The sequence below is a fragment of the Tsukamurella ocularis genome, assembly GCF_965138335.1.
GTDB lineage: Bacteria > Actinomycetota > Actinomycetes > Mycobacteriales > Mycobacteriaceae > Tsukamurella > Tsukamurella ocularis_A.
This window is the reverse complement of record NZ_CBCSDV010000005.1, coordinates 17,313-37,982: the sequence shown is the minus strand read 5'-3', so window position 1 is coordinate 37,982 and position 20,670 is coordinate 17,313. Positions and strand designations below refer to the sequence as shown.

At 70.0% G+C, this 20,670-nt stretch carries 19 protein-coding genes; 11 read left to right on the top strand and 8 right to left on the bottom strand.

Annotation, left to right across the window (positions count from 1 at the left end):
• Position 1 precedes the first annotated feature (1 nt).
• The gene (locus tag ACNAYW_RS06780; RefSeq protein WP_415848953.1) at positions 2–790 is read right to left on the bottom strand and encodes an enoyl-CoA hydratase/isomerase family protein; all 789 of its coding nucleotides are present in this window, start codon (positions 788–790) and stop codon (positions 2–4) included.
• Between the two features lie 242 nt (positions 791–1,032).
• On the opposite strand from ACNAYW_RS06780, the gene ACNAYW_RS06775 reads away from it, so the two are divergent.
• Positions 1,033–1,470: a DoxX family protein gene (locus tag ACNAYW_RS06775; RefSeq protein ID WP_415848952.1), complete on the top strand. Its 438-nt coding sequence runs from the start codon at positions 1,033–1,035 to the stop codon at positions 1,468–1,470.
• Here the strand turns inward: ACNAYW_RS06775 and ACNAYW_RS06770 are convergent.
• Genes ACNAYW_RS06770 through ACNAYW_RS06760 form a run of 3 tightly spaced genes read right to left on the bottom strand, consistent with a single transcriptional unit; the run spans position 1,458 to position 4,437 of the window.
• Positions 1,458–1,760 (bottom strand): thiamine-binding protein, encoded by a 303-nt coding sequence (locus tag ACNAYW_RS06770; RefSeq protein WP_068741430.1) that lies wholly within the window; start codon positions 1,758–1,760, stop codon positions 1,458–1,460. The two genes, ACNAYW_RS06775 and ACNAYW_RS06770, sit on opposite strands and share 13 nt — an antisense overlap.
• Before the next feature lie 11 nt (positions 1,761–1,771).
• A complete protein-coding gene (locus ACNAYW_RS06765) occupies positions 1,772–2,365 on the bottom strand; it encodes a hypothetical protein (protein ID WP_415848951.1) in 594 nt (197 codons plus the stop codon).
• The gene (locus tag ACNAYW_RS06760) at positions 2,365–4,437 is read right to left on the bottom strand and encodes a prolyl oligopeptidase family serine peptidase (RefSeq protein ID WP_415848950.1); all 2,073 of its coding nucleotides are present in this window, start codon (positions 4,435–4,437) and stop codon (positions 2,365–2,367) included. Before ACNAYW_RS06760 ends, ACNAYW_RS06765 begins: the two co-directional genes overlap by 1 nt.
• Between ACNAYW_RS06760 and lpdA the strand changes: the two genes are divergently transcribed.
• Together lpdA and thpD are read left to right on the top strand one after the other, a co-directional pair.
• A complete protein-coding gene (gene lpdA, locus ACNAYW_RS06755) occupies positions 4,426–5,808 on the top strand; it encodes a dihydrolipoyl dehydrogenase (RefSeq protein WP_415848949.1) in 1,383 nt (460 codons plus the stop codon). The two genes, ACNAYW_RS06760 and lpdA, sit on opposite strands and share 12 nt — an antisense overlap.
• Positions 5,809–6,024: 216 nt before the next feature.
• Positions 6,025–6,897, top strand: a complete 873-nt coding sequence (gene thpD / locus ACNAYW_RS06750) for an ectoine hydroxylase (protein ID WP_415848948.1) — start codon at positions 6,025–6,027, stop codon at positions 6,895–6,897.
• Positions 6,898–6,977: 80 nt separating this feature from the next.
• On the opposite strand, the gene ACNAYW_RS06745 is transcribed toward thpD, so the two are convergent.
• Together ACNAYW_RS06745 and ACNAYW_RS06740 are read right to left on the bottom strand one after the other, a co-directional pair.
• Positions 6,978–7,328: a VOC family protein gene (locus ACNAYW_RS06745; protein ID WP_415848947.1), complete on the bottom strand. Its 351-nt coding sequence runs from the start codon at positions 7,326–7,328 to the stop codon at positions 6,978–6,980.
• A gap of 2 nt (positions 7,329–7,330) precedes the next feature.
• Entirely contained in the window at positions 7,331–7,855 is a 525-nt protein-coding gene (locus tag ACNAYW_RS06740; RefSeq protein ID WP_415848946.1) for a carboxymuconolactone decarboxylase family protein, read from the bottom strand.
• Between the two features lie 109 nt (positions 7,856–7,964).
• Between ACNAYW_RS06740 and ACNAYW_RS06735 the strand changes: the two genes are divergently transcribed.
• Positions 7,965–12,131 (top strand): Ig-like domain-containing protein, encoded by a 4,167-nt coding sequence (locus ACNAYW_RS06735; protein WP_415848945.1) that lies wholly within the window; start codon positions 7,965–7,967, stop codon positions 12,129–12,131.
• 44 nt (positions 12,132–12,175) lie between these two features.
• Here ACNAYW_RS06735 and ramB read toward each other — a convergent pair whose 3' ends face one another.
• The gene (gene ramB, locus ACNAYW_RS06730) at positions 12,176–13,576 is read right to left on the bottom strand and encodes an acetate metabolism transcriptional regulator RamB (RefSeq protein ID WP_415848944.1); all 1,401 of its coding nucleotides are present in this window, start codon (positions 13,574–13,576) and stop codon (positions 12,176–12,178) included.
• A gap of 405 nt (positions 13,577–13,981) precedes the next feature.
• Between ramB and aceA the strand changes: the two genes are divergently transcribed.
• From aceA to ACNAYW_RS06700, 6 genes are all read left to right on the top strand, one after another.
• The gene (gene aceA / locus ACNAYW_RS06725; protein WP_146434360.1) at positions 13,982–15,274 is read left to right on the top strand and encodes an isocitrate lyase; all 1,293 of its coding nucleotides are present in this window, start codon (positions 13,982–13,984) and stop codon (positions 15,272–15,274) included.
• A gap of 154 nt (positions 15,275–15,428) precedes the next feature.
• Complete coding sequence (locus tag ACNAYW_RS06720) at positions 15,429–16,298, top strand: 3-hydroxybutyryl-CoA dehydrogenase (RefSeq protein WP_415848943.1); 870 nt, start codon at positions 15,429–15,431, stop codon at positions 16,296–16,298.
• Between the two features lie 150 nt (positions 16,299–16,448).
• Positions 16,449–17,399 (top strand): NAD(P)/FAD-dependent oxidoreductase, encoded by a 951-nt coding sequence (locus ACNAYW_RS06715; protein ID WP_415848942.1) that lies wholly within the window; start codon positions 16,449–16,451, stop codon positions 17,397–17,399.
• 136 nt (positions 17,400–17,535) lie between these two features.
• A complete protein-coding gene (locus ACNAYW_RS06710; protein WP_415848941.1) occupies positions 17,536–18,288 on the top strand; it encodes a class I SAM-dependent methyltransferase in 753 nt (250 codons plus the stop codon).
• Between the two features lie 57 nt (positions 18,289–18,345).
• A complete protein-coding gene (locus tag ACNAYW_RS06705; protein WP_415848940.1) occupies positions 18,346–18,630 on the top strand; it encodes a DUF6247 family protein in 285 nt (94 codons plus the stop codon).
• A complete protein-coding gene (locus tag ACNAYW_RS06700; RefSeq protein ID WP_415848939.1) occupies positions 18,631–18,873 on the top strand; it encodes a hypothetical protein in 243 nt (80 codons plus the stop codon). It abuts the gene before it with no gap.
• Between the two features lie 4 nt (positions 18,874–18,877).
• Here the strand turns inward: ACNAYW_RS06700 and ACNAYW_RS06695 are convergent, their stop codons facing one another.
• Positions 18,878–19,762, bottom strand: coding sequence for a LysR family transcriptional regulator (locus tag ACNAYW_RS06695; protein WP_415848938.1), 885 nt, complete (start codon positions 19,760–19,762; stop codon positions 18,878–18,880).
• Between the two features lie 124 nt (positions 19,763–19,886).
• Here ACNAYW_RS06695 and ACNAYW_RS06690 point away from each other — a divergent pair, with 124 nt between their 5' ends.
• On the top strand, positions 19,887–20,636 hold the full coding sequence (locus ACNAYW_RS06690) for an SDR family oxidoreductase (RefSeq protein ID WP_415848937.1): 750 nt from the start codon (positions 19,887–19,889) through the stop codon (positions 20,634–20,636).
• The last annotated feature ends 34 nt before the right edge of the window (positions 20,637–20,670 follow it).

Below are 20,670 nucleotides of genomic sequence, written 5' to 3'. Positions count from 1 at the left end.
GTCAGGCGCTCTTCTGCCGGGCGAGGAACGCGGCGATCGGCGCGTGGTGGTCACCGCTGGCGAAGCACTCCTTCTCCATCAGCAGGCTCGGGTCGAGCACGAGGTTGGCGTTGTCGCGGAGGATCTTGTTGAGGACGTCCTTGGTGCCGCGAATCGCGCGTTGCGGGCCGTCGGCGAGCCGCTTGGCGAAGGTCTGCGCGGACGCGATCAGCTCGTCGTGGGGGACGAGCTCGTTCACCAGACCCAGGCGCTCGGCCTTCTCCGCCGACATGGCGTCCCCCGTCATGAGGTACTGCTTGGCGCGGTTGATACCGATCAGCCAGGGCCAGATGACGATGCTGCCGTCGCCCGCGCCCACTCCGATCCGGACGTGCGGATCGCCGAATTGTGCACGGTCCGAGGCAAACACGACATCGCAGAGGAGCGCGATGGTGGCGCCCAGCCCCATCGCCGGGCCGTTGACCGCCGAGATGATCGGCTGCGGAAGCTCGAGCAGGTCGAGAACGATCTTCCGAGCCTCGGTGAAGGTCCGATCCAAGCGGGCGCCGGCGCCTTCGGTGATGTTCTTGAGATCCCCGCCCGCGCTGAACGCCCGGCCCTCGCCGGTGAGAACGACCGCTCGTGTCTCGGTGTCGGTACGGATCTCCGCGAAGACGCGGGCCAACTCGGTGTGCAGCTGGCGGTTCACCGCGTTGAAGGCCTCGGGCCGATTGAACCGCACCGTCAACACGCCTTCGGTGCGCTCGAAGGTCATGGTCTCGTAGTTGCTGTAGTTGGCCGTGCCGGTCATCGGCGCTCCCGGGGTCGCAGGTTCTTCTTGGAACGAGAAGGATTCTCGCTATTCACTTATTACCTCGTATTGACAGGTAGAGTCAATCACTGAGTCAGAAAGACAGGTCTTAGGCGTTCTCTATGCGACGCCGGATCGACGGTGGGGCCCGGTCGGCGTCGGAGCGCCGAATGCGCGGCGATTTTGGGCCGAACCGTGCACGTCGGCGACGGCGCTTCGCAGCCTTCCGTACCTTCGAGGGCGTGGATACGACGAGGGACCTCTGGCTGCTGGTGGCGCGGGCGAGTGTCGGGGTGATGTTCTTTCTCAGCGGGTGGGGGAAGGTGGCGAACCCGCAGAAGTTCTCCGCCGACTTCGCGGCGTGGGGGATCCCGGAACCCGAACTCCTGTCCACCGTCACGGCGTGGGCGGAGCTGGTCCTCGGCGCGCTCCTCGTATTCGGGCTGCTCGCCCGGCTCGCGGCGGCGGGGCTCGCGGTCACGATGCTCGGCGCGATCTACTACTCGGTGTGGCCCGCGGCGGTCGAGGCGTCGACCACGATCCCCGGCTTCCTGAGCCAGTTCTTCTACAGCCCCGAGTGGTTGCTGCTTCTGGTACTCCTCGCCCTCGCGGGCGCCGGGCCCGGCCGCTTCGCCCTCGACGAGCCGTTCGGCATCGAGGCCCGGCTTCAGCGCAGGTGACGCTCCACCCGCTCGACCTTGGCGGTGAGCTGGCCGGTGTGGCCGGGACGGATGTCGCACTTGACCACGAGGGAGACGCGCGGCGCGCTCTCGGCGAGGCGGTCGACGCACGCCTTGATCACGCCCATCACCTCGTCCCACTCGCCCTCGATGGTGGTGAACATCGCCGTGGTCTCGTTGGGCAGACCCGAGGCGCGCACGATGGCGACCGCCTCCGCGACCGCGGCGGCGACGCCGCCGTCGGCGCTCTGGTCGCCGCCCATCGGGCTGATCGAGAATGCTGCGAGCATGAGGAGTCCTTTCAGTCCCGTGCGGCGCCGGGATCGGTGGTCGAGCGGGGCGAATCCGCAAGGATGCGGAGGAATCCGAGGCCGTAGGCGAGGGTGCACAGCGCGAGCGCACCGCCCGCGATCGCGTGGCCGACGCCGGGGGTGACGGCACCCGCCGCCATAAGACAGATCGCCGTGACGGCCCCGACAGTGCCGACGATACCGGTGGCGAGATGCACCGGCTGGGGGCCGTCGAGCAGGAAGACGAAGAAGTGCAGCGCGACGACGAGGGCGATCGCGGGCGCGATGTATTGCGGGTGGCCGGCCCGATTCAGCACGACGACGGCGATCACCGCGGCCACGATCTCGGCGGCCACGGCGATGCGGAACACGGAGCGGGACGACCCACCGGCCCGCTGTCGACGACCCCTACCGGGCGAATCGGGACCCGTCGTCGCGGCTGCGGCCCGCCCGCGCGCGAGTACGACAGCGGCGACGATCACCGCCGCGCCCGCCGCCGCGAGCACCGCACCCGCTACGGGTGCCGCGCGCAGCCCGAGGACCGACCACAGCACCGTCATCGCGCCCATGAAGACCGCCAGCGAGCGCGCCCCGCGGACGGGCATCAATGCTCCGTGGATCCGAGCTCGCGCCACAGGAACTCGTACGCGAGAGCCGACTTGAAGGCGGCCTGCTTGTTGTCGGCCGCGCCGCCGTGGCCGCCCTCGATGTTCTCGTAGTAGTCCACCTCGATGCCGCGCTCGCGCAGCGCCGCGACGAACTTGCGGGCGTGGCCGGGGTGCACGCGGTCGTCGCGGGTCGACGTGGTCACCAGCAGCGCCGGCAGATCCGCGTCCGGGGAGGGCAGGTTCTGGTACGGCGAGTACTCGCTGATGTACGCCCACTGGGCGGGATCGTCCGGATCGCCGTACTCCGCCATCCACGACGCGCCGGCGAGCAGCTGGTGGTAGCGGCGCATGTCGAGGAGCGGCACCTGGCAGACGATGGCGCCGAACAGCTCCGGGTACCGCGTGTACATCACGCCCATGAGCAGCCCGCCGTTGGACCCGCCCTGCGCGCCCAGCTGCTCGCGTGTGGTGATGCCCCGGGCCACAAGATCCTTCGCGACCGCGGCGAAGTCCTCGTAGGCGCGCAGCCGGTTCTCCTTGAGCGCGGCCGTGTGCCAGTCGGGTCCGTACTCACCGCCGCCGCGGATGTTCGCCAGCACGTAGACGCCGCCGCGCTCGATCCACGACGTCCCGGACACCGCCGTGTAATCCGGGGTCAACGACACCTCGAAGCCGCCGTAGCCGTAGAGCAGCGTCGGCTGCGGGCCCTCCGCCGGCTTGCGCACCACGAAGTAGGGGATCTGCGTGCCGTCCTCGCTGGTGGCGAAGAACTGCTCGGCGGTGACGCCCGTGGCGTCGTAGAAGGCGGGTGCCGATTTCAGTGGCTCCACGGAACCGCCGGCCTCACCGTGCAGCAGCGTCGGCGGCAGCGTGAAACCGCTGGCGGTGGCGAAGATCTCGTCGCCCTCGCGCGGATCGGTGTAGTAGACGCCGATCTCGGCCAGCTCCGGGAAGCCGCGGGTCTCGCGCTTCTCCCACGTGCCGGGCTCCAGGGTGTGCAGCTCCGAGCGGACGTCCCGCATCGTCGACAGCAGCAGGTACGACTTGGTCCACGAGTACCCGGCGAGCGCCGTGTGCGCGTCGGGGGTGAAGACGGTGCTGTACTCGCGCGTGCCCGCCCGGTAGGCGTCGAAGTCGAAGGCCACCAACGCTCCCGGCTCGACCACGCCGCCGGGAAGCTCCCACGCCGACTTCGGGCGCACCAGCAGCCGCGACTCGTGCACGTCCGCGTCGGCATCGGTCGGGACGTCGATCCGCTCCAGCGCCAGCGTGTCCGGATCGAGGAGGTAGATCTCACTGTTGTAGAAGTCGATGGCGCGCGAGACGAAATGTCGTTCGTAGCCGGGGGTGTCGTCGTATCCGGCGCCGATGGAGACGTCGGAGTGGTGACCCTCGTAGACCAGGTCCGCGTGACCGAGCGGGGTGTCGCGGCGCCACCGCTTCACCAGCCGCGGGTATCCCGAATCGGTGAGCGAACCCGGCCCGAAGTCGGTGCCCACGTACACGGTGTCCTTGTCGATCCAGGAGATCCGGCTCTTCGCCTCCGGGAGGGAGAAGCCGTCGTCGACGAACTCGCGGCGCGAGATGGAGAACTCCCGCACCACCGTCGCGTCGGCGCCGCCGCGCGAGAGGGAGACGAGCGCGCGATCGTACCGCGCACCGTCGGGCGACTCGGCGCGGAGGACGGCGGCCCCGCCCCACACCCAGTTCTCGCCCTCGGCCTCGCGGAGGGCGTCGACGTCGATGACGACGTCCCACTCGGGGCTGTCGGTGCGGAAGGACTCGAGCGTGGTGCGCCGCCACAGCCCGTACGGGTGGTCGGCGTCGCGCCAGAAGTTCCAGAGGTACTCGCCGCGGCGCACCGGGTAGGGGATGCGCTGGTCCGTGTCGAGGATGGCGAGGACGCCCGCCTCGAGCTCGTCGAACCGCGGTCCGGTCAGGCGCGCGGTGCTCGCGGCGTTGCGTTCCCTGGCCCAATCCAGGGCAGTGGCGGATTCCACTTCTTCGAGCCATGCGTACTGGTCCATGGACTCCACACTAGGGCTAGGCTGAAAGCCGTGGCTGATCACTTTGACACTGTTGTACTCGGCGCCGGCCCAGGAGGCTACGTCGCCGCTATTCGCGCCGCCCAACTCGGGCAGAAGGTCGCGGTCATCGAGGAGAAGTACTGGGGCGGTGTGTGCCTGAACGTGGGCTGCATCCCGTCGAAGGCGCTCCTGAAGAACGCCGAGCTGGCGCACACCTTCACGCACAAGGCGCAGCTGTTCGGCATCTCCGGTGACGTCTCGTTCGACTTCGGCGCTGCCTTCGACCGCAGCCGCAAGGTGTCGGAGGGGATCGTCAAGGGCGTTCACTTCCTGATGAAGAAGAACAAGATCACCGAGATCAACGGCTACGGCACCTTCGTGGACGCGCACACCATCCAGGTGGGCGACCAGACGGTGACGGGCGACAACATCATCATCGACACGGGTTCGACGGTGCGCCTGCTGCCGGGCGTCACGCTGTCGGACAACGTGGTCACCTACGAGGAGCAGATCCTCACGCGCGACCTGCCCCAGTCGATCGCCATCGTCGGTGCCGGCGCCATCGGCATGGAGTTCGCCTACGTCCTCAAGAACTACGGCGTGGACGTCACCATCATCGAGTTCCTGGACCGCGCGCTGCCCAACGAGGACGCCGACGTCTCCAAGGAGATCGCCAAGCAGTACAAGAAGCTGGGCGTGAACATCCTGACCTCCACCAAGGTCGAGTCGGTCGACGATCAGGGCTCGCAGGTCGTCGTCAAGTACACCGGCCCGAAGGGTCCGGGCGAGATCACCGTGAGCAAGGTGCTCATGTCGATCGGTTTCGCGCCGCGCGTCGAGGGCTTCGGCCTGGAGAAGACGGGCGTCGCCCTCACCGAGCGCGGCGCCATCGCCATCGACGACTACATGCGCACCAACGTGCCCGGCGTGTACGCCATCGGTGACGTCACCGCGAAGCTGCAGCTGGCGCACGTCGCCGAGGCGCAGGGCGTCGTGGCGGCGGAGACCATCGCCGGCGCGGAGACCCAGACGCTGGGCGACTACCGCATGATGCCGCGCGCCACCTTCTGCCAGCCGCAGGTCGCCTCGTTCGGCCTCACGGAGCAGCAGGCGAAGGACGAGGGCTACGACGTCAAGACCGCGACCTTCCCCTACACGGCGAACGGCAAGGCCCAGGGCCTGGGCGACGCGGTCGGCTTCGTCAAGCTGGTCTCGGACGCCAAGTACGGCGAGCTGCTCGGCGGCCACCTCATCGGCCCCGACGTCTCCGAGCTGCTTCCCGAGCTGACCCTCGCGCAGAAGTGGGACCTCACGGTCAATGAGCTCGCGCGCAACGTGCACACGCACCCGACACTGTCCGAGGCGCTGCAGGAGTCGATCCACGGCCTCGCCGGCCACATGATCAACCTGTAGGAATCTTTCCTCCCGGTGGCCCGGCATCGTCGACGACGGTGCCGGGCCGCCGTGCTCTTCCGGCTGAATTGGACACTTGTGCCGGACCCTGGCAGGGTCGGGAACGCGGCGTGGTGTGGCCACGGCGCCGGGTCGAGAAAGGGCATCGGTCACCGTCATCACGTCCGCGCCGCGAGGCACGCAGTGGAAAGCGCACTGCCCGGACGGAAGGAATCGATGAACAACGCAGCGACGCTCACCGACCACTACCCGACGCGCGTCGACCAGAGCGAGATCCACGACCGACAGGACCCCGTGGTGTGGCCCGGCCGGCCCGGCCCCTGGCCCCACAGTGCGGTGGACGACTTCGCCGCCCGCGGTTTCCGCAGCGAGGAGGGCGTCCTCGATGCCGGCGACATCCGCGACGTCCGCGCCGAGATCGACGCGGTGACCAGCCGGCTCGGCGCCGACGAGCGGGTGATCCGCGAGACCTCCGACGGCAGCGTGCGGTCGGTCTTCGCGGTGCACGAGCTCAGCGACCGCATCGCGTCGATCATCGCGCGCGAGGAGATCGCCGGGGTGGCCCGGCAGCTGCTCGGCGACGACGTCTACGTGCACCAGAGCCGCGTCAACCTCAAGCCGGGCTTCGCCGGCGGACCCTTCTACTGGCACAGCGACTTCGAGACCTGGCACGCCGAGGACGGTATGCCCACCCCGCGCGCGGTGAGCGTCTCATTGGCGCTGACGCCGAACACGCCGTTCAACGGCTCGCTGATGATCATGCCGGGCTCGCATCGCCGGTTCGTCTCCTGCGTGGGCCGCACGCCCGGCGAGTACCACCGCGAGTCGCTCAAGTCCTACCGGCCGCCCTTCGGCACGCCGGAGGAGCGGGACATCGCCGCGATGGCCGACGAGTACGGCATCGAGCAGGTCACCGGCGGCGCAGGCAGCGCGCTGTACTTCGACTGCAACTGCCTGCACGCCTCGGCGGGGAACATCTCGCCCTACCCGCGCTCGAATCTGTTCGTGGTGTTCAACGCCGTCTCCAACGCGCTGCAGGAGCCCTTCGCCGCCGACGCCCGTCGCCCGGAGTACCTGGCGACCCGCTGACGCCGTCCGAAAGTCGAATCCAGCGGCGCGACGTGACGTATGGCGCCGCGGTGCGCCGCTGGATTCGACTTTCGAGATGATCAGTGGTGGCCGACCACGTTGACGACCGTGCCGTCCGGGGCGCGGACGAAGAAGCGGCGCGGGCCCCACTCCTCGCTGGTGAGCGGGTGCACGATCTCGTAGCCGGAGCGCTGCGCTTCGGCGTAGGCCGCCTCGACGTCGTCCGTCATGACCGACAGGTCGGAGTCGACCTCCGCGGTCCGGTCACCGGTGACGAGCTGCACGCTGGCGCCGTGATCGGGGGAGGAGAAGCGGGCCACCCAGCCGAGGTTGAACTCCTCGTCGGCGAGCCCCAGGAAGTCGGCGTAGAAGCCGCGCGCGCCGGCGATGTCGTCGACCGCGATGTTGGGGATCACCTTGTGCACCCGCATGGTCAGGGCCTCTCGGGCTGGATGCCAAGCACGTCGATCGCGGTGGCGAGACCGTCGTAGTTGGTGGCCAGCATGACGATCTCCACCAGCTTGCGGTCGTCGTAGAACGCGGCGAGGCGCGCCCAGGCGTCGTCGGTGACCGCCTTCTCCTCGACGAGCTCGGTGACCACGTCGAGCAGCGCGGCGCTGCGCTCGTCCCAGCCGCTGCCGTCGAAGATGCGCTCGAACTGCGTCTCCGTCAGGCCCGCTCGCGCGCCGATGCGGCGGTGATGCCCCAGCTCGTAGTCGCTCCCGCGCAGGAACGCGACGCGGACGATGACCGTCTCCGACTCCGAGCGCTTCAGCGCCCCGAAGGGCATGAGCATGCCCGAGTAGCCGAGCCAGCCGACGAACAGCCGCTTGGTGCGGCCGAGCGTGGAGAACAGGTGCATGTCGTCGGCGCGGATGGCCTTCGCGCCGATCTTGGCGATGGCGTAGTTGATGGGCCCGAGCTGGCGGAGTCCGCCGGGGGTCACGCGCGGTGTCATGCCGTGAACGCTACCGGTCCCGGCCGGAATTGGTCCGTTCAGATGATGTCGCCGCTGCATCGGCGACGCCTAGCGTCGATGCCGTAGGTCGACAGCGGAGGGGCGCGCCATGCAGCGGAAACAGCAGTGGGTCCAGGCGGCGATCCGCCTCGGCGCGAGCGCGGCTCTCGCGGGGGCGATCGGCCTCGGACCGGCGACGATGGCCTGCGCCGAGCCCGACACCGGCGCGGGCGTCGTGGATGCCGACGGTGCCGCCGAGCCCGGTGTGCAGGTGCCGGCCGCTGAGCGGTCGGCGCCGGATCCCGGCAGCGCCGCCGATCCTGGTACCGCGACGGCGCCTGCTGAGCCCGAGCCGGCCGCGCCGAGTGAGCCGGCAGCCCCCAGTGAACCCGCTCCGGCGGATCCGTCTGCTCCGTCGAAGACGAACCCGACGGTGGCGCCGGTCCCGACCCCGGCGGCACAGCCCCCGGACCAGGCAGTGCCGGCGCCGGCCGATGCGCCGACCACGGCGCTGTCGGCGGTCACCGTGGCCCCACCTGCGTCGTCCGAACCGACGGCGAGCGTCGACGCCCCGGAACCGCGGGACACCGAACCGCGGGACACGGAGCCCGCGACGCGGCCTGTCGAGGGCCCGATCGTGACGGCCGCGCCCGCGGCCGAGCCGACACCGTCGGCGTCCCGAGCGGTGACCGGCGAGTCGCCGCGGCCGCGCACCGTCGTGGAGGCGACACCTGCGCCCACGCCGATGACCCCCGCGGGCCCGCTCGGCACCCTGTTCGACCTGTTCGGCGACACCGGGAACTCCGGCGACGGGCCGCTCGCGCCTGCGATGTGGGCGCTCACCTGGATCGGGCGGCGCCTGGACTCGCAGTTCGCGAACCGGGCGCCGATCGCGGTTGCGCTGCCGCCGGTCACGACGAGCGCGGGGACCACGGGAACGGTCATCGCCGCGGACCCGAACGGCGACGGCCTGCGGTTCGCGGCGTCGGGGGCGAAGCACGGCACGGTGACGATCGATCAGAGCGGCCGCTACGTGTACACCCGGACCGCGGGCTACGCGGGCGCGGACTCGTTCCTCGTGACCGTGACCGACCGCCCCGGCTTCGACCTGCCGGGGCTCCTGTCCTGGCTCAACCCGCCGGCGCAGTCCGCGACGGTGACCGTGACGATCGCCGCGGAGGGGCCGAAACGGAGCGAGGTGGAAGCGCCGGACCTGACTCCCGGACAGGACGGCGCGGTCACCGGCTCCGTGGCCGAGTTGTTCGTCGCCGGGCCCGGCATCACGTACGGCACGTCGGACACGTCCGGCGAGGTCGTCGTCGACCCCACGACCGGAGCGTTCCGCTTCACGCCCACCGGGGAGACGCGGCACGCCGCCGCGTCGACCGCGCCCGACGCGGAGAAGACCCGCACCGTCGTGGTGTACGCGGAGAACGCGGACGGGGGCAGGACCGCGGTCGAGATCGTCGTCGACGTCGCGCCGGTCAACGAGGCGCCGACCGTCACCACCACGCCGCAGCAGCCCGCGGTCGCCGGCGCGGACGGGGTCGTGAAGGGCCACCTGAAGGCGGGTTTCGCCGATGCGGACGGTGACGAGTTCACCTTCACGATCGTCGACGGGCCCACCGACGGCCGGCTCGTGATCGACCCGGACGGAACCTTCCGGTACGTCCCGACCGTCGAGGAATGGGCGGCGGCCATCGGCGCCGCCCCCGCTCGGCCCGCCGCGCGCACCGCGTTCGCCTCCTTCGCGTCCGCGGCATCGGACCCGGGCACCGCCCGGTTCACGGTGCGCGCGAACGACGGTCACGGCGGCGTCACCGTCCGCGAGTACGTCGTCGACCTGCGCCAGGCGTACGTGCAGTCAGAGGTGCTCCCGGGAGATGCGAGCAGCCCGTCCGCGTTCAACCGCGGGCCCGACGGCACGACGGTGGCGTTCGTCGGTGCGCCGGCGACCGCCGGGACCGGCGATCTCACGATGGAGATCATCCGCCCGGACGGCACGCGGCAGACGGTGCCGGTCGCGAACGCGGTGCGGGGTGGCAACCGGATCGGGGCCGACGGCACCGTCGTCCAGACCACGATGACCCAGGACGAGACGGGGGCGTATCGGTTCGGGACCGTCATCGTCCGCAAGGACGGGTCCGTGCGTACCGTCGACGGCTACCTCGCGGGCGTCGGGACGGACGGGACCGTCGCGGTGATCGCGACTTCCGAGAACGACGCGACGATCACCGTGGTGCGGGCGGACGGCCGCACCCGGACGAGCGTCCTCGCCGACCGGCTGGTGCAGGTCGGGAACGTCGCCGATAACGGCGACGTCTATCTCGTCGGGCGGTCCTACGTCGACGGCGTGGTGGGGCCGACCGCTCTCACCCGCATCGCGGCGGACGGCCGCACCTACCGCACGGTGCTGCCGGACGAGTCCGCCGGGGCCCAGGTGGTCACGCGCAGCGGCGGATTCGTGTACCTGGCCGGATCGGATCTCGTCATGATCAGCCCTGACGGCGCGAAGATCACCCGGGTGGCGGTCGGCACCACGAATGCCGGCGTGCTCGCGACGTCCGACGGTGGGGTCGTCCACTTCGGTGTGGATGACGACCGGAACGCCGTGGTGAAACGGATCGGTCCGGGTGGTGGGGTGACGACGGTGAACCTCGGGGCGCAGTACGCGGGAGCGTCGCCGATACTGACGCCCGCCGGCGACGCCCTCGTGATGACGGCGACGGGCAGCGGCGTCGTCGCCAACGTCGTGCGCGCGGGAGGAGAGGTCGCCAGGACGTCGCTGACGGGGACGCCGAGGGCGGTGACCTTCGGCCCCGGAGGGGAGATCGTGATCACGACGGCGGGAGGGACGTCCGGCGCGGTGACCGTGCTCAGCCGGACCGGTGATCGGGTCCTCCGCACTCACCTCCTCGACGGCGCGCCCATGCCGGGAGCTGTACTGACGGCGGATGGACGGGTGGTAGCCGCGACGATGTGGGTCTCGCCGGGGACCGGGACCTACGGCACCGACGCCGTGGTATTCGAGGCCGACGGCCGGAGGACGACCTACACGCTGCCCGCGGGCACGGTGGCGCCGACGATGGAGGTCGGCAAGGACGGGTCGGTGTACATCCTGCAGCAGGTCTTCGGGCAGGCGCAGCCCCTCGACACGCGGACGGCCGTCACGATCCTGCCCGCGTCGGGCGGGATCTCGACGGTGTTCTTCGACGGGAGTCTCGGTGCCGGTGCGATCCTGTCGCCGAAGAACAACTACTCGCTCGTGACCCGGCAGTTCACGACGGGGGTGGACGGCGCGATGACTGCGCAGAACGTGCTGCACACGATCTACGGCGTGGGAAACAAGCCGGTGCCGATCATCGTCCCGAATCCCGGTGGCGGGTCGGGTACGGGCACAGGAACAGGCTCGGGCTCTGGATCGCACGTTGGGCAGGGGTGGACCCGCGAACTCTACGAGAACCTCCGAAGCGAAACGGCGGGGAAGGCAGACGGGATCGCGGTCAAGAAGGTTGGCGACTACGTCGTCGTATATCTCGGTGGGACAACGCCGTTCTGGGCATGGAATGATTGGAATAACCAAGGGGTGGCGAAACTTCTCCCCGCCGCGTCCGGTGTTCCCGACGCCAAGCAGATGCAGAAGATTCAGCAGCAGATCGACTCGAACGACAAGATCCTTCTGGTGGGATACAGCCAGGGAGGAATGGACGCGCAGAACCTGGCACTGCGTGCCCCTTTCAAGGGACAGGTGACAGGTGTCGTGACGTTCGGATCCCCGATCACTTCCGAGCTGTCAGTGCCGACGGTCCACATCCGCGACAGCGCCGATCCGGTTCCCGGAATGACGGTCGTGGGCAGCCCGGTGATAGCGAGCCTTGCCCCTATCCAGTGGCAGGGCGCGGTTCGAGACGCCTTTGCCGAGGCGACACGCACCAGGCTGGTTGCATCGTTGCCATGGAGTTCCGCCGATCAACGGCGCATGGCAGATCAGGCGGCCGCGCGGTATAACGCTCTGTTGGCCGGTTCGGTCGATGAGCTCGCCCACCTCACGCGCTTCATCGACGCGCCGTTGAACGCCGCTAAGAATGGCAATACGTATACCGGACGGGCCTCGACCCGGTCCACCGGCAATCCGCTCACGGATTTCGACGGCGTGCACTCCGCTCAGAAGACCTACGCCGAGCTCGGCGATGCGTTCGACAAGCAGGCAGGCTATGACGCCATCAAGAAGCAGATCGCCCGGTACGCGGTCGTGATCGACGGCCGGATCGCCTGACGCCTCCCCAGGCAGGCGGCACCGTCGGGCGGGGAGGCCCGCGCCTAGCGGACGAGGTAGGGGGAGATCGTGGAGCGGTGCTCGTCGATGTCGAGCGCCTTGCCGATGGCGGGGAAGGCGCGCTGGGGGCAGCCGGCGCGCTCGCACACGCGGCAGCCGGCACCGATGGGGGTGGCGTTGACGTCGTGGAGGTCCATGCCGCGGGCGTAGACGAGGCGGTGTGCGTGCCGCAGTTCGCAGCCGATCCCGATGGCGAAGGTCTTGCCGGGCTGGCCGTAGCGCGCGGCGCGTCGCTCGACGGTGCGCGCGACCCACAGGTAATTGCGGCCGTCGGGCATCTCGACGATCTGCGTGATGATCTTGCCCGGCCACGCGAAGGTCTCGTAGACGTTCCACAGCGGGCAGGTGCCGCCGGACGCGGAGAAGTGGAAGCCGGTGGAGCTCTGCCGCTTGCTCATGTTGCCCGCGCGATCGACGCGGACGAAGGACAGCGGCACGCCGCGCAGGTTGGGCCGCTGCAGCGTCGACAGCCGGTGCGCGATGGTCTCGTAGCTCACGGAGAAGAAGGCGGAGAGCCGCTCGATGTCGTACTCGAACTCCTCGGCGGCACCGTGGAACTGCGTGTACGGCAGCACGACGGCGGCGGCGTAGTAGTTGGCGAGCCCCAGGCGGGCGAGCCGGCCGGCCTCCTCGGACCCGAACCCGGCACCGTCGACCAGGGCGTCGATCTCCCGGCCGCACTCCAGGTAGGCGAGCTCGGCGGCCATCTTGAAGACCTGCTGCCCGCCGGAGAGGTGGCGGTTGATCTCCAGCACGCGGGTGCGCGGGTCGTAGCGGTGCAGCACCGTCTCACCCAGGTCGACGCGGCGGCGGATCGAGACGTTGTGCACGGCCTCGAGGCGGGTGACGATCTCGGTGCGCACGTCGGCGTTGTGCATGCGCATCCGCGCGGTGAGCTCCTCGGCGGCGACGTCGAGCTCGTGGAAGTAGTTCTGCCGCTGGTAGAAGAAGTCCCGCACCTCCTCGTGCGGATTGGGGATGGCGCCGCGGGCCCCGGGATCGTTGCGGCCGTCGGTCACCTGGGCCAGCTGATCGGCGGCGCCGAGGTAGCGGCGGTGCAGCGCGACCATGGCGCGGGCGAAGCCGGGATGATCGCGCGCCAGCTCGGACAGCTCGTCGGTGCTGGTGGGCGCGTCGACGTCCATCGTGACCTCGCGCAGCTCCGCGATCAGCCGCGTCTGGTCCTGGGAGTTGAAGAACGAGGTGTCCACGCCGAAGACGTCGGTGATCTTGAGCAGCACCGGCACGCTGAGCGGGCGGACGTCGTGCTCGATCTGGTTGAGGTACGACGGGGAGATCTCGAGCGCCTCCGCGAGGGACGCCTGCGACAGCCCGCGCTCCTTGCGCAGGCCGCGGAGTCGAGCCCCCACGAAGGTCTTGGACATGGGGCGAAGTTTAGTCCCGGACGCCCAGCTACTACCCGGTTCCGGCGGTTCACGCGAACCTTCGCAGTGAGGTGCGTCACAGCGGGAGGTCGACGGTTCGCGGTCCGGCGGCCGGGACCGTTCGGGAACGGGCGAAAGGGGGTCGGTGGCGTCCGCCCGTAAACTCCCAGTACGAGCGTACTTTTTACACCGAAGTTCGCCGTCGACCTTCGCAGGATTAGCAAGATCGGGGTGATTTCATGGCTTGCTTTGGCATAGTCGACCGCCTTGGCCTGCGGCTTTGGGTGTGGCACAGTAGGCGAAGGCGCAACGCCGGGACTGCGAAACGGGTTAGCGATAGCCCCTCGCTCAGCCTCCTGGTGGCCGATCAGATCCACATCGACTAGAGCGAAGAACGGGGAGCCAATGAGCACCGTCGGACAGCCGCGGACCGCCGCCGAGATCCAGCAGGATTGGGACACCAACCCGCGTTGGAAGGGCATCACGCGCGAGTACACCGCTGAGCAGGTCGCCGAGCTGCAGGGCAGCGTCGTCGAGGAGAACACCCTCGCTCGCCGCGGCGCGGAGATCCTGTGGGACGGCGTCACCAAGGGTGACGGCTCCTACATCAACGCCCTGGGCGCCCTCACCGGCAACATGGCCGTGCAGCAGGTGCGCGCCGGCCTCAAGGCCATCTACCTCTCCGGCTGGCAGGTCGCCGGTGACGCGAACCTCTCGGGCCACACCTACCCCGACCAGTCGCTGTACCCGGCCAACTCGGTGCCGTCGGTCGTGCGTCGCATCAACAACGCCATGCTCCGCGCCGACGAGATCGCCCGCGTCGAGGGTGACAAGTCCGTCGACAACTGGGTCGTGCCGATCGTGGCCGACGGCGAGGCCGGCTTCGGTGGCGCCCTGAACGTCTACGAGCTGCAGAAGGCCATGATCGCCGCGGGTGCCGCCGGTACCCACTGGGAGGATCAGCTCGCCTCGGAGAAGAAGTGCGGCCACCTCGGTGGCAAGGTGCTCATCCCCACCCAGCAGCACATCCGCACCCTGACCTCGGCCCGCCTGGCCGCCGACGTGGCGAACACGCCCACCGTCGTCATCGCGCGCACCGACGCCGAGGCCGCCACCCTGATCACCTCGGACGTCGACGATCGCGACAAGCCGTTCGTGACCGGTGAGCGCACCGCCGAGGGCTTCTACAACATCAAGAACGGCATCGAGCCCTGCATCGCCCGCGCCAAGGCCTACGCGCCGTACGCGGACATGATCTGGATGGAGACCGGCGTTCCGGACCTCGAGGTCGCCAAGAAGTTCGCCGAGGGCGTCAAGGCCGAGTTCCCGGACCAGCTGCTCTCCTACAACTGCTCGCCGTCCTTCAACTGGAAGCAGGCGCTGGACGACGCGACCATCGCCAAGTTCCAGAAGGAGCTCGGCGCGATGGGCTTCACCTTCCAGTTCATCACGCTGGCCGGCTTCCACGCCCTCAACCACTCGATGTTCGACCTGGCCTACGGCTACGCCCGCGAGGGCATGACGGCCTACGTCGACCTGCAGGAGCGCGAGTTCGCGTCGGAGGCCCGTGGCTACACCGCCACCAAGCACCAGCGCGAGGTCGGCGCCGGCTACTTCGACCGCATCGCCACCACCGTCGACCCCAACACGTCCACCGCGGCGCTGAAGGGCTCGACCGAAGAGGGCCAGTTCCACTAGGAACTGTTCCGCCTCTCCGGAACTCAGGCCGATCAGCAGGCGGTCCGCGACTCACGTTGCGGGCCGCCTGTGGCGTAGGTGCTCCGGTTCTGGGGTACCCCGAGCAGAGTTACCCCCGTCTCACCTCTAGTGGTCGTTACGTAAGGAAATTGTTATGAGCGAAGTAGTTTCGCGCGTCGGCGTCGTGGGCGCCGGTCAGATGGGCGGCGGCATCGCCGAGGTGTCGGCCCGCGCCGGCGCCGACGTGCTGGTCTGGGAGGCCACCGAGGAGCTCGCGGCCGGCGGTCGCGCGCGCATCCTCAAGTCGCTGGACCGCGCCGTGTCCAGCGGCAAGATCACCGAGCGCGAGCGCGATCAGGCCGCCGAGCGGCTGAAGTTCACGACCGATCTCGCCGACTTCGCCGACCGTCAGCTCGTGGTCGAGGCGATCGTCGAGAACGAGGCCGTGAAGGCGGAGATCTTCGGCAAGCTCGACGAGGTCGTCACCGACCCCGATGCCGTGCTCGCGTCCAACACCTCGTCGCTGCCGATCCAGCGCATCGCCACCGCCACGAAGAACCCCGGCCGCGTGCTGGGGCTGCACTTCTTCAACCCGGTGCCCGTGCTGCCGCTGGTCGAGGTCATTAGCTCGCTGTCGACGTCGGAGGCGGCCGCCGCCCGCGCCGAGCAGTTCGCCTCCGAGGTGCTGGGCAAGCAGGTCGTGCGCGCGACGGACCGCTCCGGCTTCATCGTCAACGCGCTGCTGGTGCCGTACCTGCTCTCGGCGATCCGCATGTACGAGTCGGGCTTCGCGACCGCCGAGGACATCGACAAGGGCATGATGCTCGGCTGCGCGCACCCGATGGGGCCGCTCAAGCTGGCCGACCTCGTGGGCCTCGACACCGTGAAGTTCATCGCCGACGCGATGTACGCCGAGTACAAGGAGCCCACCTACGCCGCGCCGCCGCTGCTGCTGCGCCTGGTGGAGGCCGGCTACGTCGGCAAGAAGTCGGGCCGCGGGATCTACGAGTACCCCGCGAAGTAGCCGCGCCCGCCTGACTTAACAGCGTTAGTCGCAGACGTATCCCCAGGAAGCAGTATGGGCTAACGCTGTTAAGTCGGAGCGGAAGCGGGATTGTTGCTGAACCGGCAAGGAAACTTGCCGGTTCAGCCGTTTCTGGAGCACGGTGGATCCATGAACGCAACGCAGATCCTGGACACCGTGATCGTCGGCGGCGGGGCCGCCGGGCTCACCGCCGCGCAGGTCCTCGGCCGGGCGCGACGGGCCGTCACCGTCGTCGACGCGGGCGCGCCCCGCAACGCCCCGGCCGCGCACATGCACGGCTACCTCGGCCACGACGGCCTGAACCCGGCCGAGCTGCTGGCCCTCGGCCGCCGCGAGGCGCAGGCCTACGGCGTGCGCATCCTCCCCGGCGCCGCGACCGCGGTGCGCCGCGACGGCGAGGTCATCGAGGTCACCGTCGGCGACGAGGTGCTGCGCGCCCGCACCCTGCTGGTGGCCACCGGCCTGACCGACGTGCTGCCCGACATCCCCGGCGTCGCCGAGCGCTTCGGCCGCGACGCCATCCACTGCCCCTTCTGTCACGGCTACGAGGTCCGCGACCGCCCGCTCGCCGTGCTCGGCGGCGAGAACGCGGCGATGTCGGTGCACCAGGCGCTGCTGATCCCGCAGTGGTCGCGCGACCTGGTGTTCTTCACCAACGGTGTTGACGTCGACGAGTCCGATCGGGCGAAGATCGAGGCGCGCGGGACCCGCATCGTCGACGGTGCCGTGGCCGGCCTGGTCGTCGAGGGCGACGCGCTGCGCGCCGTCCGGCTCGCCGACGGCACCGAGATCGCCCGCGAGGCGGTCTTCGTGGGGCCGCGGTTCGTGCCGCAGGACGAGCTCCTGCTGGAGCTGGGCGCCGAGCGCGGCTCCGCCGGGCCCTTCCCGACGGTCCCCGTCGACCCGATGGGTGCGGTCGCCGGGCAGCCCGGCGTGTGGGCGGCCGGCAACGTCGTGAACCCGGTGGCGCAGGTCATCGTCGCCGCCGGTGCGGGCTCCACCGCCGCCGCGGCGATCAGCGCGCACCTGCTCGAGCGCGACATCGCGGCGGAGCTGGGCGCGGCGAGCCTCGTCTCCTGACCGGACTGACGTAACAGCGTTAGTCGCAGACGTTTCCCCAGGAAGCGGTGCGGGCTCACGCTGTTACGTCGGGAAGGGCGGGGTGACGGTGGGCGGTCCCGGCCCGGCCCGGAGGAGGGCGCGCTAGCGTGGCCGCATGACCAGCGCACTGGACCGGGTGGAGGCCCTGCTCGATCCCGACCGGCTCGGCCGCGAGCCCGACCGCAGCCACGGCTACCTCGACGTGCTCGCGCCCGAGAGCGCCAAGCCGACGGGCCTGAGCAACGCGCTCATGCACAACCCGGCGCTGGCGGCGGTCTACGAGAAGGCGTGGCGGCCGGCGTTCACCCGCCTGTTCAGCCTCGGCGGGAGCGGGACGCTGAGCCGCACCGACGTGCTGCTGGAGGAGCTCACCGGCCGGGGCGAGCAGAAGGTCCTCGACGTCGCGTGCGGGCCCGGCCTCTACACCAAGCCGCTGGCCCGCAAGCTGCGCGGCGAGGGCGTGGTGGTCGGCCTCGACGTCTCCGAGGCGATGCTCCAGCGCGCGGTCCGCGACAACGCCGACGATCGCGTCGCCTACGTGCACGGCAGCGCCCTCGACGTGCCCTTCCCCGACGGAACGTTCGACACCGTGGTCTGCCTCGCCGCGCTGTACCTGATCCCCGCGCCGCGGCTCGCGGTCCGCGAGATCTGCCGCGTCACGAAGCCGGGCGGCCGGGTCGCGCTGTTCACCTCGCTGCAGACGCCGCTGACGTCGGTCCTCGGCTCGTCGACCGCGGAGCGGGTCTCCGGCTTCCGCTGGTTCGGCAGGGACGAGATCACCGGCTGGCTGCGCGAGTACGGCCTCGTCGACGTGCAGCAGACGGTCAGCGGCCAGGGGCAGTTCGTGACGGCCCGCAAGGCGACGTGAGCGCCACGGGCGCCGTAGCTTCTGCGATGCGTCGGACGTGCGTCGTACCATCGATGCATGGGCGAGTACGTGGCGGTGGAACGGTCCGGTCCGGCGATCCGGGATGCCCTCGCAGCCGTGGCGCCGGATGAACTTCCCGAATTCGAAGCCCAGTTCCGGATCGCCCTCGCGGAGGCGGACCACGACTTCGACCTCTCTCGGGTCGAGCGCGTGGTGAACCGGTGGTGGGGCGTCGCGCACCTGCGCCTCAACCCCCCGACGGACGACGAGCGAGCCGTCATCGAGCGGGTCGCGCGCGGCGACTTCGCCGGTCTCGCGACGTCACCGCTGCGTACCGGGTAGATGGCGCTCTACTCGCCGGTGTGGGTGGAGATCGCGAGGGTCCAATACGCCGAGCTTCCGTACGACCTGAAGCAGTCCTTCGATGCCGTGTTCGCTGAGATTCTCGACGATCCGAAGGGTGGTGGGAGCTACGACAAGACCACCGATCAGTGGACCGCCCTGTTCGGCGATGGGCGCGGGCTGCTGACATACGCGGTCAACGATGACTTCGTGAAGGTCATCGTGCTGCGGATCGTCAGCTGAGCCCTCACGCCGGGGGATAGGCGGCGAGCAGCTCCGTTCGCAGCGGGTCCGTCGTGTGCGGGAGCCACAGGGCCTGGACGGGGACCTGCGGCGCGTCGTCGAGGTCGAGGACGACGACCCGCCCGTCGGACCGCGGGCCCGCCGGATCCGTGACGAAAGCGGCCGCGTGCGGCGAGGTCAGCACAGCCGTCGCCGGCGGCGTGCCCTGCACGCGGTTCACGAGGAGGTCCGGCTCGAACCCCGCCCGGCGGCACTGCGCCACCAGGAAGTCCGTGTAGAACGAGGCGTGGGGCGGCGCCCACACCACGATCGGCGAGCCCGCGAGGTCCGCCAGCGCCAGCGATTCCCGGCCGGCCAGGTCGTGATCGCGGTGCAGCGCCACCCGCATGCGGTGGTAGGCGAGCGTGACTCCGGCCAGGCGGTCCGGGAGGGAGACGCCCCGGCGCAGCACCAGGTCGACGGTGCCCCGCTCCAGCTCGTCCACCATCGCTGACGGGAACAGCTCGCGCACCGTGATGGACGGCGCCTCGGGGCGGTCGATGAGCGGTTCGAGCAATCCGTACGCCTCGTCGGCGGTCACCGCGGGGCTGCGGCCCACGACGAACACCCGCGGCCGCTCCGCGCCCGCGGCGCGGGCCCGGGCGGCCAGGAGCCGGGCGCCGGACAGGACGGACGGCGCACCGTCGTACAGGGAGCGGGCGGCGGCGGTGGGGGCGAGGCGCCGCCCGGACCGGGTGAACAGCGGCGTGCCGAGTTCACGCTCGAGCTGGCGCAGGGCCGCCGAGAGGGCCTGCTGGCTCAGGTGCAGGCGGGCGGCCGCGGCGGCGAGGGAGGGCTCCTCCATCGCGGCGACGAACTGCTCCAGACGGCGGAGGTCGGGTGTTGTCACCCGACCAGCATTGCACAATCAGCGCTTGTGAATAGGCTGAAAAGATTCGATTGTAGGTTGACCGTCTGCACCGTATGTTGGGAATTGCAAAGGCGTTACCAACCCGACGAAGGAGAGACATTCCATGACGAAGCTCGCAGGGAAGACCGCGGTCGTCGCCGGTGGCGGCAAGAACCTCGGCGGCCTGGTCAGCCGCCATCTGGCCGGTCTGGGCGCGAACGTCGCCGTGCACTACAACAGCCCGTCGTCGGAGGCGGAGGCGCGCGAGACCGCGGCCGCCGTCGAGGCCGCGGGCGGCAAGGCGCTGCTGTTCCAGGGCGACCTCACCGTGCCCGCCACGGTCACCGAGCTGTTCGACGCGGCCGTCGCCGAGTTCGGCGGCGTGGACGTGGCCGTGAACACCGTCGGCAAGGTGCTCCGCAAGCCGATCCTCGAGACCAGTGAGGAGGAGTACGACTCCATGCTGGACATCAATGCGAAGGCCGCCTACTTCTTCATCAAGGAGGCGGGCCGCACGCTCAACGACGACGGCACGCTCATCACCATCGTCACCGCGCTGCTGGGCGCGTTCACCGACGGCTACTCCACCTACGCGGGCGGCAAGTCGCCGGTGGAGCACTTCAACCGCGCCGCGGCCAAGGAGTTCGGCACGCGCGGGATCAGCGTCAACGCCATCGCGCCCGGCCCGATGGACACGCCCTTCTTCTACGGCCAGGAGACGCCCGAGCGCGTCGAGTTCCACAAGTCGCAGGGCATGGGCAACCGCCTGACCTTCATCGAGGACATCGCTCCGATCGTCGACTTCCTCTCGACCGACGGTCACTGGATCACCGGCCAGACGCTGTTCGCCAACGGCGGCTACACCACGCGCTGACCACCGGCGCGCGCCGGCGGTCCACGAGGCCTAC

Bases quoted from the DNA above. Each gene is read 5' to 3' on its own strand.
- ACNAYW_RS06710 (WP_415848941.1), top strand. From the start codon at position 17,536: ATGACCAGCGCACTGGACCGGGTGGAGGCCCTGCTCGATCCCGACCGG.
- ACNAYW_RS06765 (WP_415848951.1), bottom strand. From the start codon at position 2,365: ATGCCCGTCCGCGGGGCGCGCTCGCTGGCGGTCTTCATGGGCGCGATG.
- ACNAYW_RS06690 (WP_415848937.1), top strand. From the start codon at position 19,887: ATGACGAAGCTCGCAGGGAAGACCGCGGTCGTCGCCGGTGGCGGCAAG.
- ACNAYW_RS06745 (WP_415848947.1), bottom strand. From the start codon at position 7,328: ATGCGGGTGCACAAGGTGATCCCCAACATCGCGGTCGACGACATCGCC.
- ACNAYW_RS06720 (WP_415848943.1), top strand. From the start codon at position 15,429: ATGAGCGAAGTAGTTTCGCGCGTCGGCGTCGTGGGCGCCGGTCAGATG.
- ACNAYW_RS06705 (WP_415848940.1), top strand. From the start codon at position 18,346: ATGGGCGAGTACGTGGCGGTGGAACGGTCCGGTCCGGCGATCCGGGAT.
- aceA (WP_146434360.1), top strand. From the start codon at position 13,982: ATGAGCACCGTCGGACAGCCGCGGACCGCCGCCGAGATCCAGCAGGAT.
- ACNAYW_RS06700 (WP_415848939.1), top strand. From the start codon at position 18,631: ATGGCGCTCTACTCGCCGGTGTGGGTGGAGATCGCGAGGGTCCAATAC.
- ACNAYW_RS06780 (WP_415848953.1), bottom strand. From the start codon at position 790: ATGACCGGCACGGCCAACTACAGCAACTACGAGACCATGACCTTCGAG.
- ACNAYW_RS06715 (WP_415848942.1), top strand. From the start codon at position 16,449: ATGAACGCAACGCAGATCCTGGACACCGTGATCGTCGGCGGCGGGGCC.
- ramB (WP_415848944.1), bottom strand. From the start codon at position 13,576: ATGTCCAAGACCTTCGTGGGGGCTCGACTCCGCGGCCTGCGCAAGGAG.
- ACNAYW_RS06735 (WP_415848945.1), top strand. From the start codon at position 7,965: ATGCAGCGGAAACAGCAGTGGGTCCAGGCGGCGATCCGCCTCGGCGCG.
- ACNAYW_RS06770 (WP_068741430.1), bottom strand. From the start codon at position 1,760: ATGCTCGCAGCATTCTCGATCAGCCCGATGGGCGGCGACCAGAGCGCC.
- thpD (WP_415848948.1), top strand. From the start codon at position 6,025: ATGAACAACGCAGCGACGCTCACCGACCACTACCCGACGCGCGTCGAC.
- ACNAYW_RS06740 (WP_415848946.1), bottom strand. From the start codon at position 7,855: ATGACACCGCGCGTGACCCCCGGCGGACTCCGCCAGCTCGGGCCCATC.